The sequence below is a fragment of the Ruegeria sp. G5 genome (assembly GCF_056533365.1).
In genome coordinates this window covers 137,927-151,232 of the sequence record NZ_JBQFOK010000001.1, presented here as the reverse complement: position 1 = coordinate 151,232, position 13,306 = coordinate 137,927, and the positions used below count along the sequence as shown (strand labels likewise).

Genomic DNA, 13,306 nt, shown 5'->3' with positions numbered 1-13,306 from the left:
TTACAGGTAGCCTGATGACCGAAAGCTCAGCTCGGTTGATTTTCCGATGATCAGGTGATCATGCAGTGTCAGCCCAAGCGCCAGACAGGCATCCTGAATCCGGTTGGTCATATCAACATCCGACTGCGAGGGGGTTGGATCGCCCGAGGGGTGATTGTGAACCAAAATAATGGCCGAAGCGTTCAGCTCTAGCGCCCGTTTGGCCACTTCGCGTGGGTAGACAGGGACGTGGTCCACAGTTCCCTTTGCCTGCTCTTCATCCGCGATCAGCACGTTCTTTCGATCCAGGAAAAACACGCGAAACTGCTCGATCTCGCGATGGGCCATTGTGGTGTGGCAGTAATCCAGCAGCGCATCCCAACCCGAGATCACATGCCGTTGCATCACGCGCGCGCGGGCCATTCGATGGGCGCAAGCCTCAAGCACCTTGAGATCGGTAATGACCGAGTCGCCGACACCTTTGACCTGACGCAACCGTTCTTCTGGCGCCGTCAGAACCCGGTTGAAATCACCAAAAGTATCCAGCAGCAATCGGGCAAGCGGCTTCACATCTTGTCGGGGGATAGAGCGGAACAGGACCAGCTCCAACAGCTCATAATCCGGGATTGCTGCCGAACCACCTGACATGAACCTTTCGCGCAACCGCTTGCGATGGTCTTTGATGTAGGAGGGTAACCGACCAGTCGGCAGCGGTTGCGCCGGCGCTTCGTCCGTTTCAAACAGCATTGGGGCTTCGGCAAAGGCGTCCTGTGTCATGAAACTACAGTGGCGCAGAATCAGTTTCTGAAAGGTTAACGCATCTCGCCCGCCATGCGGGCTGTCGCCTTGCGAACAACCAAATGCAGCAAGATTGAAAACACACCCAGCGTCAGCATCGCTGCGAACATCAGGTCTGTCTTGGCGCGACCGTTGGCCAACAACATCAGATAGCCAAGCCCCTGTGACGAGCCAACCCACTCTCCGATCACTGCCCCGATGGGTGCATATACCGCCGCCAGTCGCATCCCCGAGGCCAATGATGGCAAGGCCGCCGGAATACGGATGTGCCATAGGACAGAGCGGGGACTGGCCTGCATAGTGCGCGCGAGATCCAAGTAACCCGCAGGCGTACGCATCAGCCCGTCAAAAAAGGATGAGGTGATTGGGAAATATATGATCAGAACCGCCATCGCGACTTTGGACCACAGACCATAGCCTAGCCATAGGGTCAGCAACGGTGCCAGCGCAAAAACCGGCAGTGCCTGCGTAAACACAAGCATCGGCTGAACCAAAACTCGCGCCGCCCGAGAATTGGCCAATTGCAGCGCTGTAATGACCCCCAGAACCGTTCCAAGCGCGAGGCCTATCACAACCTCAACCGCCGTGATCCATGTGTGTTCAGCAATCACCCACCGGTTCTGCCACCATGTTTCAGCAACCAGTGCAGGCCCCGGCAGAATGAACTTAGGCAAACCGGTTAGGCTGACAATGGTCTGCCAGACGGCCAACGCAAAAAGCGTCGCGGCAATGGCGGAAAGCACCTTCATGCGGCCTCTCTCAGCAATCGCAGAAGCGCACCTTGCGTCTCAAGGGTTTCACGATCATCCACATAACGCGGCGCGGGTGCTTGAGGTGGTGCGCATGGGGTCAGGCCCTGTGCCGTCATTACGACGATCGACTGGCCCAGCCGCGCGGCCTCACCCGGATCATGGGTGACAAGCAACACGGTTCGCCCCTGCAGTGCCTCGGCCGCAAGGTCTTGCATATCAGCGCGCGTGCGCGCGTCCAGAGCTGAGAACGGTTCATCCAGCAACACAATAGGCCGGTCTTCCATCAGCGTACGGGCAAGAGCCACACGTTGCCTTTGTCCGCCAGACAGCTCTGACGGTTTCTTGGTCATGTGATCCTGCAACCTCATCCGGTGGATCAGGCGATCGCGACGCTCTTGATCAACTTTTTCGCCTCTCAGGCGCGCGCCAAGTGAGACATTCTGGGCCACGGTCGCCCAAGGCAGCAGCAGGTCGTCCTGCGCCATGTAAGCCACCCGGTCTGGCACCGTCTGACCATCACTTGCCGCGATCTGACCATTGAACTCGGCCCCGGTATCCAGACCCGCGATCAATCGAAGTACCGTGGTTTTTCCAACGCCCGATCCACCCAGCAAGCAAGTCCATTGCCCGGCCTCAAGCGTCAAGGACAAAGGCGCAAACAACAGCGCCCCGCCGATGCTTGCCTGTCCGCTGATGGTCAGATCGGGCGCTTGGGTCATGGCGTCAGACCCATTTGCCAGAAATTAACCTCTAGCTCCGTCGCTGTGCGGAAGGTTTGGCAAAGGCGTTCCCAGCGCGGAGAAGCCTCGAAATTTGCACCAATACGCCGTGTTAGAGCCTGATCAAGCAACTCTCCAACCGCCTTGCATGCACCTTGATAGTCCTCACCGGCATAGGTGTTGATCCAATCCCGATAGGTCTCGGATGTCGCCTCGGAAGCCAGTCTCTTGCCGATTTCGCCATATCCCATGACGCAAGGCGCAAGTGCCGCCAGCAAGTCCAGCAGATCTCCGCTATAACCAGCTTCGAGCACAAACCGCGTATAGGCCAGATTTTCCGCCCGCTCGGGGGTGGAAAACAGCTCTTCCTGGGAAATACCGGCCGCTTCGCAGATACCGATATGAAGCTGCATTTCTTCAGCGACCAGCGCATTCACTGTACCCACAGCCGTCAGCATTTCGGAATGCGTTTCCGATTTTACAACCGCCAGCGCCCACGCGCGCGAAAAGTGGATCAGGAACACATAATCCTGCCGCAGGTAATGAAGAAACGCAGCGCGTGGCAGTGTTCCATCTTTCATACCTTCGACAAAGGCGTGACGGGTATAATCCCGCCACGGCCCTTGTGCGGCGTCACGCATCAGGCCAAAGGCTTTGCCGTACTCGCTCATTGCGCGGTCACATCAATGGTGATGTCGCTGACTGGGTTAATGCTGTCGATCATACCGCTGTCTTTGAGAAACGCCTCAAAGCGTGCGTAACGGCCTGCGTCAAAACCCGCCGGACGCAGAGCAAACCGGGGCAGAGTATCGACCCACGCACGCGCGTTCAGCTCATCCTGCAGTTCAGTCGACGTGCCCGCAAAGATTTCCCAGCTTTTTTCTGGGTTATTGACGATGTACTGAGTGGCCTTTTCGGTCGCGGCCAGGAACCGGGCGATTTTGTCGGCGTCCATCGTTTCGGGATTGGCGACGTAAATCAGCTCGTCGTAAGACGGCACGCCTTCTTCTTCGATGTAAAAGCAGCGGCCTGCTACACCTTCAATATCCATCTGGTTCAACTCAAAGTTCCGGAAGGCACCGATGACGGCATCCACCTGACCGGTCATCAAAGACGGTGACAGCGAGAAATTGACGTTGATCATCTCAATGTCGTCCAACGACACACCATGTGCGTTCAGCATTGCCGTCAGGATCGCCTCTTCGACGCCGGCGACCGAAAAGCCGATTTTCTTACCCTTAAGATCAGCCAGCGATTTGATTGGGCCGTCTTCCAATACCAACAGGCAGTTCAACGGAGTCGCGACCAGTGTACCCACACGCTTCAACGGCAGGCCCTCATGGATTTGCAGGTGCAATTGAGGTTGATAGGACACTGCCAGATCGGCCTGACCAGCAGCCACCAGACGCGGCGGTGCAGAAGGGTCGGCAGGCGGTACGATCTCGACCTCAAGACCCTCGTCCGCGAAGTACCCGTTTTCCTGCGCAACAATGATCGGACCGTGATCGGGGTTGATGAACCAGTCCAAAAGAACGGTCATCTTGTCCTCGGCCCATGCCGGTGCAGCAGCCAGCAAAGAGATAGCTGTGATCAGTTTTTTCATGTCTTGCGTTTCCTTTTCATTCACGAGGTTGAGGCCGCAACGAGGACGATCTCGCCCGGCCAATTCGGTTGTACTTGCTCAGCCGCGCGCCAAGCCCGCAGGCCGGTTGCACAGCAAAAGACCAGTCTTTTTCCATTTTTAGGGTCTAAACTGGATAGATCATTCATCTCTACCCGCTGCGCATTCGGGTGCGCAGGCTTGGGGGCTTCGTCTTCGCCGCGCAACTCAATGATCTGGTCATCGGGTGTAAGTTGGCTGGTCGAAAGAAAACGGAAACAGCTGTTTGGCTCGGGTGCAGTATCAAACCGAAAATTGGAACTGCGCAAAGTTCGCGCATCAAATTGTACCATTTGACCCAAAGGGGATGGCGACAGATCCAAGATCAGGTTCAGTGCCATCTGCGCCTGCATCGAGCCCATGACGCCGACAACCGGCCCCAATACACCTGCAGTGGCGCAGCTGGCCCCGCTTTCCGGTGCATCCGGGAACAACGCCCGCAGCGAGGGCGCATTGCCGCAAAATCCACCGACATACCCCGTCATCCCCAGAACCGAGGCGCTGATCAAAGGTTTACCCTGCGCCAGACAGGTGTCCGACAAGATATAGCTGGCGGCATAACTATCTGCGCAATCGAGGATCACGTCCGCCTGCGCAACCAGATGCGGAGCGTTGTCACTCGTGAGCTTTTGCTCAAGACCATGGATCGTGATCTCGCCGTTCAAGGCACGGCACCGTTGGGCGGCAACGTCAGCCTTGAGCTGTCCGCAATCTGCCTCGGTGAACAAGGTCTGGCGATGCAGGTTCGACAGATCCACTGTGTCGCTATCCACAATCGTGATCTGACCGACGCCTGCACCTGCCAGCAAAGGCAAAACAGGCGCAGCCAAACCACCCGCACCCACCACTAAGACGCGGGCCGACGACAGGCGTGCCTGCCCTTCGGGCCCAAGTTCGGGCAGCAGGGTTTGACGCGCATATCGGCTCATCGGGTGACCTCAATCCATTCACGCACGCGCGCCTCGGGGTCGGTATTCAAAGTGATGTCTGTTACGACCGAAACGATGTCCGCACCTGCGTCCAGTACGCCGGGCGCACGTTCGACGCTCATCCCGCCGATACCAACGAGCGGTATATCCCCCACTCGTTCTTTCCATTCGGTCACGCGTGGCAATCCTTGCTCATGCCACTTCATCTTTTTCAAAATGGTCGGATAGACCGGACCCAGCGCGACATAGTCCGGGTCCATGGCCAGAACGCGCTCAAGCTCATCATCATCATGGGTCGAAACGCCAAGCTTTAGACCCGCTTTTCGAATGGATTTCAGATCAGCCTCGTCCAGATCTTCCTGGCCCAGGTGAATCCAGTCACATCCCAGATCGATGGCTTGTTGCCAGTAGTCGTTTACAACCAGAACCGACCCATGCGCCCTGCATAATTCCTGAGATACGGAAATCTGTTCCCGCACTACGTCAAAAGGCTGATCTTTCACCCGAAGCTGTACCAGCTTCACACCCAATGGCAGCATGCGCTGCAACCAGTCCGAGTGATCGAAAATCGGATAAAAACGATCCAGTTTCATGACAAAAACGCCTTGCCAATGACAGGGGTCGAAGGCTCGGCCATATCTCTTGCCTCGATCGGGTCAGCCTGATGGGCCAGTTGTCCGGCTTCGATCGCGCGCATCATTGCTTTGGCCATCAATACGGGATCTCCGGCACGGGCGACCGCAGTGTTCAACAAAACGGCGTCAAAACCCAACTCCATCGCGTGGGCCGCGTGGCTGGGCAGGCCGATGCCTGCGTCGATGACCAGCGGAACATCCGGGAATTCGGCCCGCATGGCGCGCAGGGCGTATTCGTTGTTCAACCCGCGGCCCGATCCGATTGGCGCACCCCAAGGCATCAGAACTTCGCACCCAGCGGCCAAAAGCCGTTCACCGACGATCAGATCATCGGTTGTGTAGGGAAATACCTGAAACCCATCGTCAGTCAGAATACGCGCGGCTTCGACCAGCTGGAATACGTCCGGTTGCAGACTGTCTGTGTGGCCGATCAATTCCAGTTTGATCCACCGAGTATCAAACACTTCGCGCGCCATATGGGCTGTGGTGACTGCCTCTTTGACGGTGTGGCACCCGGCGGTATTGGGCAGCACCTGGACGCCCAGATCGCGGATCATCTGCCAGAACGTCTGACCCGCCCCCGATTCCCGCCGAAGCGAAACGGTGGCAACGCCCGCACCGCTTTGGCGGAAGGCTTGCTCCAGGATCGCCGGGCTGGGGTATTGCGCGGTACCCAACATCAGAGGATTGGAAAGTTCGGTTCCGTAAAACATCTTCATCATCAGCCCCCCTGCATTGGTGCGACGACCTCGACCCGGTCGCCATCTGCCAGTTTATGAGCAATGCGCAGGCCCGAGGGCACGAATTCCTCGTTCACGGCTGTAGCGACGCGGCCGGAAAAGCCACATTCGGTCAGCAAATCTGACAAGGTTTCTGCCTGCACCTCGCGCAGCTCACCATTAAGCACGATCTTCATCGACCATCTCCGAGTGTTTGTTCTCAAGCGCCAGATCCACGACGCCTTGCGCCAGCGCAGGGGCCAACAGGTATCCGTGGCGATACAAGCCATTCGCATAGATCGTATGCCCAAGCCGTCGGATTCTAGGCAGGTTATCGGGGAACGCCGGGCGCAGATCGACACCGATTTCCAACACTTCAGCCTCACCAAAAGCAGGGTTCAACGCATAAGCCGCGCTGAGCAATTCCAGCATCGAGCGGGCAGTAATGCGGCTGCTGTCCTCGGATTCGATCATTGTTGCGCCCAACATGTAGACGCCATCGCCACGCGGCACGACATAGAGCGGCATGCGCGGATGCAGCAGGCGCACAGGTCGGGTCAGGGTGACGTCCGGACAACGGATTACCAGCATCTCGCCCTTTACACCGCGCAGATCATGCAGTGTTTCTCGGGCGTGCAGCCCCCGACAATCAACGACATTCTGTAACCGGGTAGGGGCAAGCTTTCGGTGAAAGAGGACGCCTTGATCTTGCAACTGGCGATACAAATCCAGCAAAGCCTGACGCGGATCCAGATGGGCCTCGTTCGAAAAAAACAAACCGTTAGAGAAACCGTGCAAATCAGGCTCTAACTCATGGATTTTTGACTGATCTACGCTGTCGAAACCTTCGGTTCTGCGGGAAAACCGGCGTAGGTCCGGCAGGTCACGCGCGTTGGCGACAACCAAAGTTCCACGACGGTGCAATTGCGTGCGGGCGTCCCACCAATCCAAAGCAGCCTGACCAAATCGCAACACGGGTTCTTCGGCGTTCTCATATTCGCACCAGGGCGCTAGCATACCACCGGCCCACCACGAACACCCATGCGCCCCAGGTGGTCCGCCTGGATCAAAAACCTGCACCTGCGCGCCACGGGACACAAGTTCGCTTGCGACAGCAAGTCCGGCGACTCCGGAGCCTATGACCGTCCAGACCGTCACGCGGACCAAAACCGGTGAAAGTGGTGCACAGGCCCATGACCTTTACCAATGTCAAGCGCGTCTGCCTGCGCTATAGCGCCCTGCAGATAGTCGTGAGCCTCAGCGACAGAGGCCTCGACCGACAACCCCTTGGCAAGCCCAGCAGCAATCGCCGAGGACAACGTGCAGCCAGTGCCATGTGTGTTCTTCGTTTGGTGTCGAGGCGCTGAATACTCTGCCACAAGGCCAGTGTTGTCGATCAAAAGGTCATGACAAACCTCGCCGCGACCATGCCCACCCTTCATAAGTACAGAACTGGCGCCCGACGCGCATAGCGCCTGACCTTGTTCTTTCATTTCATCCGGACCTGCAGCCTCTAGTACACCCAGCAAACAGCCAGCTTCCGGTAAGTTCGGCGTAAGTACGGTGGCGCGCGGAAGCATTACCTCGCGCAGCGTCTGAACGGCCTCTTCCGCCAAAAGAGCATCGCCTGATTTCGCGATCATGACCGGGTCCAACACAATTGGACCTTCAAATGAGACGATGGATTCCGCAACCGTTTGGATGATTTCCGGGGTCGCCAACATGCCGATCTTGATGGCCGTCACATTTAGATCATCCAAAACTGCGTGAATTTGCGCAGCAATAACCTCTAGCGGGATACCATGCACAGCAGTTACGGCCCTGGTGTTTTGGGCTGTCACAGCCGTTATGACGCTGGATCCATAAACCCCCAGCGATGACATGGCTTTTAGATCGGCTTGGATTCCAGCGCCGCCACCACTGTCTGACCCTGCTATGGTTAATGCGATAGACGCCATGTCGCCGCTCCGGTTTTAGGGGGCAACTCGGGATGGAAAACGTCTGTTTGGTATTTAAGACCGTTCCCTCCGCCGGTATTGCCCGGATCAGGTTCGATGGGTTGACGCAAGCGCCTCTCAGCCCTGTAGACAGGGCACCCCAACGGTTGCGCGGAACATCTCAGGCGACGCGTAAATAATCAAGGGGTTTTTGCGAGGCTCTGCCTCGCGCTCCGGGATATTTTTAGCCAGATGAAGAATGGATCCCCTGCTTCATCTGGCCCTAAATATCCCGGGGGAGTCGCGGCTTGTCGCGGCGGGGGCAGCGCCCCCATCTAGCGTCACTTTTCAGCCTTTCATCCCATCCCAGAAGGACTTAACCGACGAAAAAAAGCTTTTTGATTCTGGGTGGTTATCTTCGCCCAGATCATCGAACTCTCGCAGCAGTTCTTTTTGTCGGCTTGTCAGGTTGACCGGTGTCTCGACAGCCAATTCGATGAACATGTCGCCTATGCCGCCACCGCGCAACGCGGGCATACCTTTGCCACGCAAACGCATCTGACGACCGGATTGGCTGCCCGCCGGGATTTGTACGCGGCCTCTGCCGCCGTCAATTGTGGGAACCTCAATCGACCCACCCAGTGCCGCCTTGGCCATACTGACGGGTACACGGCAATACAGGTTCACGCTATCGCGTTCGAACAGTTTGTGATCGGACACTTCGACAAAGATGTAAAGATCGCCCGGAGGGCCACCGCGCATCCCGGCTTCGCCTTCACCCGCAAGGCGAATACGCGTTCCAGTCTCGACACCCGCCGGAATGTTGACAGACAGTGCGCGTTCTTTTTCAACACGACCCGCGCCCCCGCAGGACTTACATGGGTTTTTGATTATCTGACCCAAGCCTGAACAGGTCGGGCAGCTGCGTTCAACGGTGAAAAAACCCTGTTGTGCGCGTACTTTACCCATGCCCGAACATGTTGGGCAGGTTGTCGGTTCAACTCCGCTTTCGGCACCGGATCCATCGCAAGCTGAACACGCCACTGCGGCCGGAACGTTGATGGTTTTTTGCAGACCGGCAAACGCTTCTTCCAGAGAGACCCTGAGATTATAGCGCAGATCAGATCCACGCGCAGCGCGACGTCCGCCGCCGCCACCACGTTGGCCACCCATGAAATCGCCGAACAGGTCGTCGAATACGTCTGAGAACGCGCTGGAGAAATCGCCCTGGCCGAATCCACCGCCCGGACGACCGCCGCCACCCATACCGTTTTCGAAAGCTGCATGGCCAAAGCGATCATACGCGGCCTTTTTCTCGGCATCGCGCAACACGTCATAGGCTTCGTTGGCTTCTTTGAACTGCGCCTCTGCATCCGGGTTGTCTTTGTTGCGGTCAGGATGCAATTCCTTGGCTTTCTTGCGAAAACCCTTCTTGATCTCATCCGCCGATGCACCCTTGGATACGCCGAGCACATCGTAGTAGTCGCGTTTTGACATCAGTATTTCCTTCTGCCTCAACGTAATCGGGCCGGCCCGGCGAGCGGACCGGCCCAAATTGGCCCGGTTACCCGTTAGTTACGTTTGTCGTCGTCCAGATCTTCGAACTCGGCATCGACAATGTCATCATCGCCCGGCGCGGCATCTGCTGCGGCCGGTTCGTCCTCGGCCTCGTCAGATTGTGCCTTGTAGATGGCCTCGCCCAGCTTCATCGCGGCCTCGGTCACGTTCTGGATGCCAGACTTGATTTTGTCGGCGTTTTCAGTTTCCAGCTCGTCCTTCAGTGCGGCAATCGCCAGCTCGATTGCTTCGATGGTGGTTGGGTCGACCTTGTCGGCATGCTCTTCCATCGACTTTTCGGTCGAATGAATGAGGCTTTCCGCCTGGTTCTTGGCGTCCACCAGCTCGCGGCGTTCCTTGTCGGCCTCGGCGTTTTCCTCGGCGTCCTTGACCATCTTTTCGATGTCCTCGTCGGACAGGCCGCCCGAGGCCTGGATGGTGATCTTCTGCTCTTTGCCGGTGCCTTTGTCCTTGGCCGAAACTGAGACAATGCCGTTGGCGTCGATGTCAAAAGTCACCTCGATCTGAGGCATACCGCGCGGTGCGGGCGGGATGTCTTCAAGGTTGAACTGACCCAGGATCTTGTTGTCCGCGGCCATTTCACGCTCACCCTGGAACACGCGGATGGTCACGGCATTCTGGTTGTCCTCGGCGGTCGAGAAGACCTGAGACTTTTTGGTCGGGATCGTGGTGTTGCGGTCGATCAGACGGGTGAATACGCCGCCCAGCGTCTCAATCCCCAGCGACAGCGGGGTCACGTCCAGCAGAACCACGTCTTTGACATCGCCCTGCAGAACACCGGCCTGAATGGCGGCGCCCATGGCAACCACTTCGTCCGGGTTCACACCTTTGTGCGGCTCTTTACCGAAGAACTTGGTGACCTCTTCGATGACTTTGGGCATCCGGGTCATACCACCGACCAGAACAACCTCGTCCACGTCGCCAGCCGACAGACCCGCGTCTTTCAGAGCAGCGGCACAGGGCTTCATCGACTTTTTGATCAGATCGCCAACCAGCGATTCCAGCTTGGCACGGGTCAGCTTCATGACCATGTGCAGCGGCTGACCGTTTGCGCCCATCGAGATGAACGGCTGGTTGATTTCGGTCTGCGAGGTCGAGGACAGCTCGATCTTGGCTTTTTCGGCGGCTTCTTTCAGACGCTGCAGAGCCATCTTGTCCTGAGACAGATCGACACCGTGTTCCTTTTTGAACTCATCCGCCAGGTAGTTGACGATGCGCATGTCAAAGTCTTCACCACCCAGGAAGGTGTCGCCATTGGTCGATTTGACCTCGAACAAACCGTCGTCGATTTCCAGAATGGTCACATCGAAGGTACCACCACCAAGGTCATAAACCGCGATGGTTTGGGTTTCTTCCTTGTCCAAACCATAGGCCAGAGCGGCGGCTGTCGGTTCGTTGATGATCCGCAGCACTTCGAGGCCGGCGATTTTACCGGCGTCTTTGGTGGCCTGACGCTGGGCGTCGTTGAAGTATGCCGGAACAGTGATGACCGCTTGCGTAACTTCCTCACCCAGATAGCTTTCTGCGGTTTCCTTCATCTTACCCAGAGTGAAGGCCGAGATTTGGCTTGGGGAGTACTTTTCACCGCGGGCTTCGACCCACGCGTCGCCGTTACCGCCATTGACGATGTTGTACGGCACCATTTTCTTGTCTTTTTCGACTTCGGCATCATCCACGCGACGACCGATCAGACGCTTGACGCCAAAGATCGTGTTGTCGGGGTTGGTGACCGCCTGACGTTTTGCAGGCTGACCGACCAGTCGCTCATCTTCGGTGAAGGCGACGATCGAGGGCGTGGTCCGCGCCCCTTCGGCGTTTTCGATGACCTTCGGCTGCGAACCATCCATGATCGCGACGCACGAGTTCGTGGTCCCGAGGTCAATCCCGATTACTTTACCCATATGTTCAATCCCTTTCTCTTCAAGGCGATGTCCGAGGTCCGGACCCGTTATGGCACCCGCCCCCGATCTGATGTGCGCGATAGCACTACACCATCACGCGTCCCGGCGTATATAAGGGCGAGACCAAAAGCCTGCAAGCGGTGTAAATCGCAGGTTTTCGGGAATCTGCGGCCTTTTTTGCAAGGTTTTGGTAAGGATCGGGGAATCTTGGATGACACGGCTGGTTTTGCGGGATTTTGAAATCCGAAAAGCTTATCTGGATGGAACCGAACAGACCCGTCTGATTGAACTGCTTCGCCCGATTCTGAAATCTGCGCCGTTGTTTCGACCAGTGACGCCTTCGGGCAAGGAAATGTCGGTGCGGATGACCTCGGCCGGGTCTTTGGGCTGGGTGTCAGACCGAGGTGGATACAGATACCAAAATCAACACCCCAAAGGCATGGCATGGCCCGCGATACCGGAGCCGATCCTCGCGATTTGGCGCGATCTTGCCAGCCCTGAGCGCGAACCGGACTGCTGTCTTATCAACTATTACGGCGAAGGCACCAGAATGGGTTTGCACCAAGATAAGGATGAGGCGGATTTCTCATGGCCCGTTTTATCCATTTCGCTTGGAGATGATGCGTTGTTTCGGATTGGGAGTAACACGCGTGGCGGTTCAACCGAGTCCATTTGGCTGAATTCAGGTGATGTGGTCGTGATGGGCGGACCCGCGCGCCTGACCTATCATGGGGTCGACCGCATCCGCTTCGGCTCATCAAAGCTGCTGCCAAAGGGCGGGCGCATCAACCTGACGCTGCGCGTAGCCACTTAACGACGGGCACCCCAGCTTTGGGAGACGTGTTGCCGGGTGAAGAAGATGCCCAGCAAACCGATCAACAACAGAATGATACCCACCCAAAGCGGGTATTCCCAATTCGTATTGCGCGGATAGTAGTTGCGGAACACAAACCCGCGGCATTGGTCAATAATGTGAAATAGCGGGTTCCAGATAAACATTGTCAACGTGAACCCGCCCAGCGCATTTGCGACAAACATCTTGCCCGAGAAGATCATGTTTAATCGCCTGTAAACATTTGTAAAAATTTCAACCAGAGTTGGCAGCCACGGCTTCAGTGCCATCATAACCACGCCGATTGAACAGCCGGTGAACCACGCCAATATCAGCATGTAAAATGCGCCACCCGGATACTGCACTTCCAGGGGTTCGACCCCGACATGAACCACAAACAAGATCACCAGAATGGAAACCACTTGCGTGTAAAGCGTTCCAAACGCTTTCGCCAAAAGCATCACCATCATGTTCATCGGTGAATGCAGCATCATCGGGTTGTTCCCGGTCGCAACCCCCGCCATGCTGGTTACGGATTTGATATGGGTCATGAACAAAAAGATCCCTGACAGCAGAAACAGGATCGCGTTCCCCCGTATTTTGGCCACACCCGTGAACCGCCCAAGCAGGCTCATGATCAGGTAAAACACGACGACCAGCGCGACGATCTGAACGATATTCATGACAACGGCGAGAACGGCATTCGAGCGTTGCGAGCGGATACTGCGCACCACTGCGTGAAACACCAATTCCGCGGTTGTAAACGCGCCACCCAGAAGGGTTCGATTTCGCTCAAAATAAAACAACTGCGTGTTCTTTCCTGTCGATTTGCCCGCAATCTGTCACGAATTTCTTGCCGTTCCGTAA

Annotated in this window: 15 protein-coding genes and 1 riboswitch; of the genes, 1 reads left to right on the top strand and 14 read right to left on the bottom strand. The window is 56.8% G+C overall.

Translation table 11 applies throughout. From position 1 onward, the window contains the following. The 13 genes from radC to dnaK form a co-directional block, all read right to left on the bottom strand. Entirely contained in the window at positions 1 to 756 is a 756-nt protein-coding gene (gene radC / locus ACR0BD_RS00740) for a RadC family protein (RefSeq protein WP_480828360.1), read from the bottom strand. A gap of 35 nt (positions 757 to 791) precedes the next feature. Beyond that, positions 792 to 1,526 carry an ABC transporter permease gene (locus ACR0BD_RS00735; RefSeq protein ID WP_480699294.1) on the bottom strand — a complete coding sequence of 245 codons (735 nt, stop codon included), beginning with the start codon at positions 1,524 to 1,526 and terminating at the stop codon, positions 792 to 794. Further along, positions 1,523 to 2,248, bottom strand: a complete 726-nt coding sequence (locus ACR0BD_RS00730; protein ID WP_480828359.1) for an ABC transporter ATP-binding protein — start codon at positions 2,246 to 2,248, stop codon at positions 1,523 to 1,525. Before ACR0BD_RS00730 ends, ACR0BD_RS00735 begins: the two co-directional genes overlap by 4 nt. Next, complete coding sequence (gene tenA, locus ACR0BD_RS00725) at positions 2,245 to 2,919, bottom strand: thiaminase II (RefSeq protein ID WP_480828358.1); 675 nt, start codon at positions 2,917 to 2,919, stop codon at positions 2,245 to 2,247. The genes ACR0BD_RS00730 and tenA overlap by 4 nt, the downstream gene beginning before the upstream one ends. Further along, positions 2,916 to 3,851 (bottom strand): ABC transporter substrate-binding protein, encoded by a 936-nt coding sequence (locus tag ACR0BD_RS00720; protein WP_480828357.1) that lies wholly within the window; start codon positions 3,849 to 3,851, stop codon positions 2,916 to 2,918. The genes tenA and ACR0BD_RS00720 overlap by 4 nt, the downstream gene beginning before the upstream one ends. 20 nt (positions 3,852 to 3,871) lie before the next feature. Beyond that, positions 3,872 to 4,837 carry a ThiF family adenylyltransferase gene (locus ACR0BD_RS00715; protein WP_480828356.1) on the bottom strand — a complete coding sequence of 322 codons (966 nt, stop codon included), beginning with the start codon at positions 4,835 to 4,837 and terminating at the stop codon, positions 3,872 to 3,874. Further along, positions 4,834 to 5,430 carry a thiamine phosphate synthase gene (locus ACR0BD_RS00710; protein WP_480828355.1) on the bottom strand — a complete coding sequence of 199 codons (597 nt, stop codon included), beginning with the start codon at positions 5,428 to 5,430 and terminating at the stop codon, positions 4,834 to 4,836. The genes ACR0BD_RS00715 and ACR0BD_RS00710 overlap by 4 nt, the downstream gene beginning before the upstream one ends. Continuing rightward, on the bottom strand, positions 5,427 to 6,191 hold the full coding sequence (locus ACR0BD_RS00705; RefSeq protein ID WP_480828807.1) for a thiazole synthase: 765 nt from the start codon (positions 6,189 to 6,191) through the stop codon (positions 5,427 to 5,429). Before ACR0BD_RS00705 ends, ACR0BD_RS00710 begins: the two co-directional genes overlap by 4 nt. Positions 6,192 to 6,193: 2 nt before the next feature. After that, on the bottom strand, positions 6,194 to 6,388 hold the full coding sequence (gene thiS / locus ACR0BD_RS00700; protein WP_480828354.1) for a sulfur carrier protein ThiS: 195 nt from the start codon (positions 6,386 to 6,388) through the stop codon (positions 6,194 to 6,196). After that, complete coding sequence (locus ACR0BD_RS00695) at positions 6,372 to 7,349, bottom strand: FAD-dependent oxidoreductase (RefSeq protein WP_480828353.1); 978 nt, start codon at positions 7,347 to 7,349, stop codon at positions 6,372 to 6,374. Before ACR0BD_RS00695 ends, thiS begins: the two co-directional genes overlap by 17 nt. Next, entirely contained in the window at positions 7,346 to 8,149 is an 804-nt protein-coding gene (gene thiD, locus ACR0BD_RS00690; protein WP_480828352.1) for a bifunctional hydroxymethylpyrimidine kinase/phosphomethylpyrimidine kinase, read from the bottom strand. Before thiD ends, ACR0BD_RS00695 begins: the two co-directional genes overlap by 4 nt. 47 nt (positions 8,150 to 8,196) lie before the next feature. Next, a riboswitch (TPP riboswitch) is annotated at positions 8,197 to 8,301 on the bottom strand. 175 nt (positions 8,302 to 8,476) lie between these two features. Continuing rightward, positions 8,477 to 9,625 (bottom strand): molecular chaperone DnaJ, encoded by a 1,149-nt coding sequence (gene dnaJ / locus ACR0BD_RS00685; RefSeq protein WP_480828351.1) that lies wholly within the window; start codon positions 9,623 to 9,625, stop codon positions 8,477 to 8,479. Positions 9,626 to 9,699: 74 nt separating this feature from the next. After that, entirely contained in the window at positions 9,700 to 11,607 is a 1,908-nt protein-coding gene (gene dnaK / locus ACR0BD_RS00680) for a molecular chaperone DnaK (RefSeq protein WP_480828350.1), read from the bottom strand. Positions 11,608 to 11,818: 211 nt separating this feature from the next. On the opposite strand from dnaK, the gene ACR0BD_RS00675 reads away from it, so the two are divergent. Beyond that, positions 11,819 to 12,421, top strand: a complete 603-nt coding sequence (locus tag ACR0BD_RS00675) for an alpha-ketoglutarate-dependent dioxygenase AlkB family protein (RefSeq protein ID WP_480828349.1) — start codon at positions 11,819 to 11,821, stop codon at positions 12,419 to 12,421. Here ACR0BD_RS00675 and ACR0BD_RS00670 read toward each other — a convergent pair. Beyond that, on the bottom strand, positions 12,418 to 13,245 hold the full coding sequence (locus ACR0BD_RS00670) for an ABC transporter permease (RefSeq protein ID WP_480828348.1): 828 nt from the start codon (positions 13,243 to 13,245) through the stop codon (positions 12,418 to 12,420). The two genes, ACR0BD_RS00675 and ACR0BD_RS00670, sit on opposite strands and share 4 nt — an antisense overlap. Positions 13,246 to 13,306: the final 61 nt, after the last annotated feature.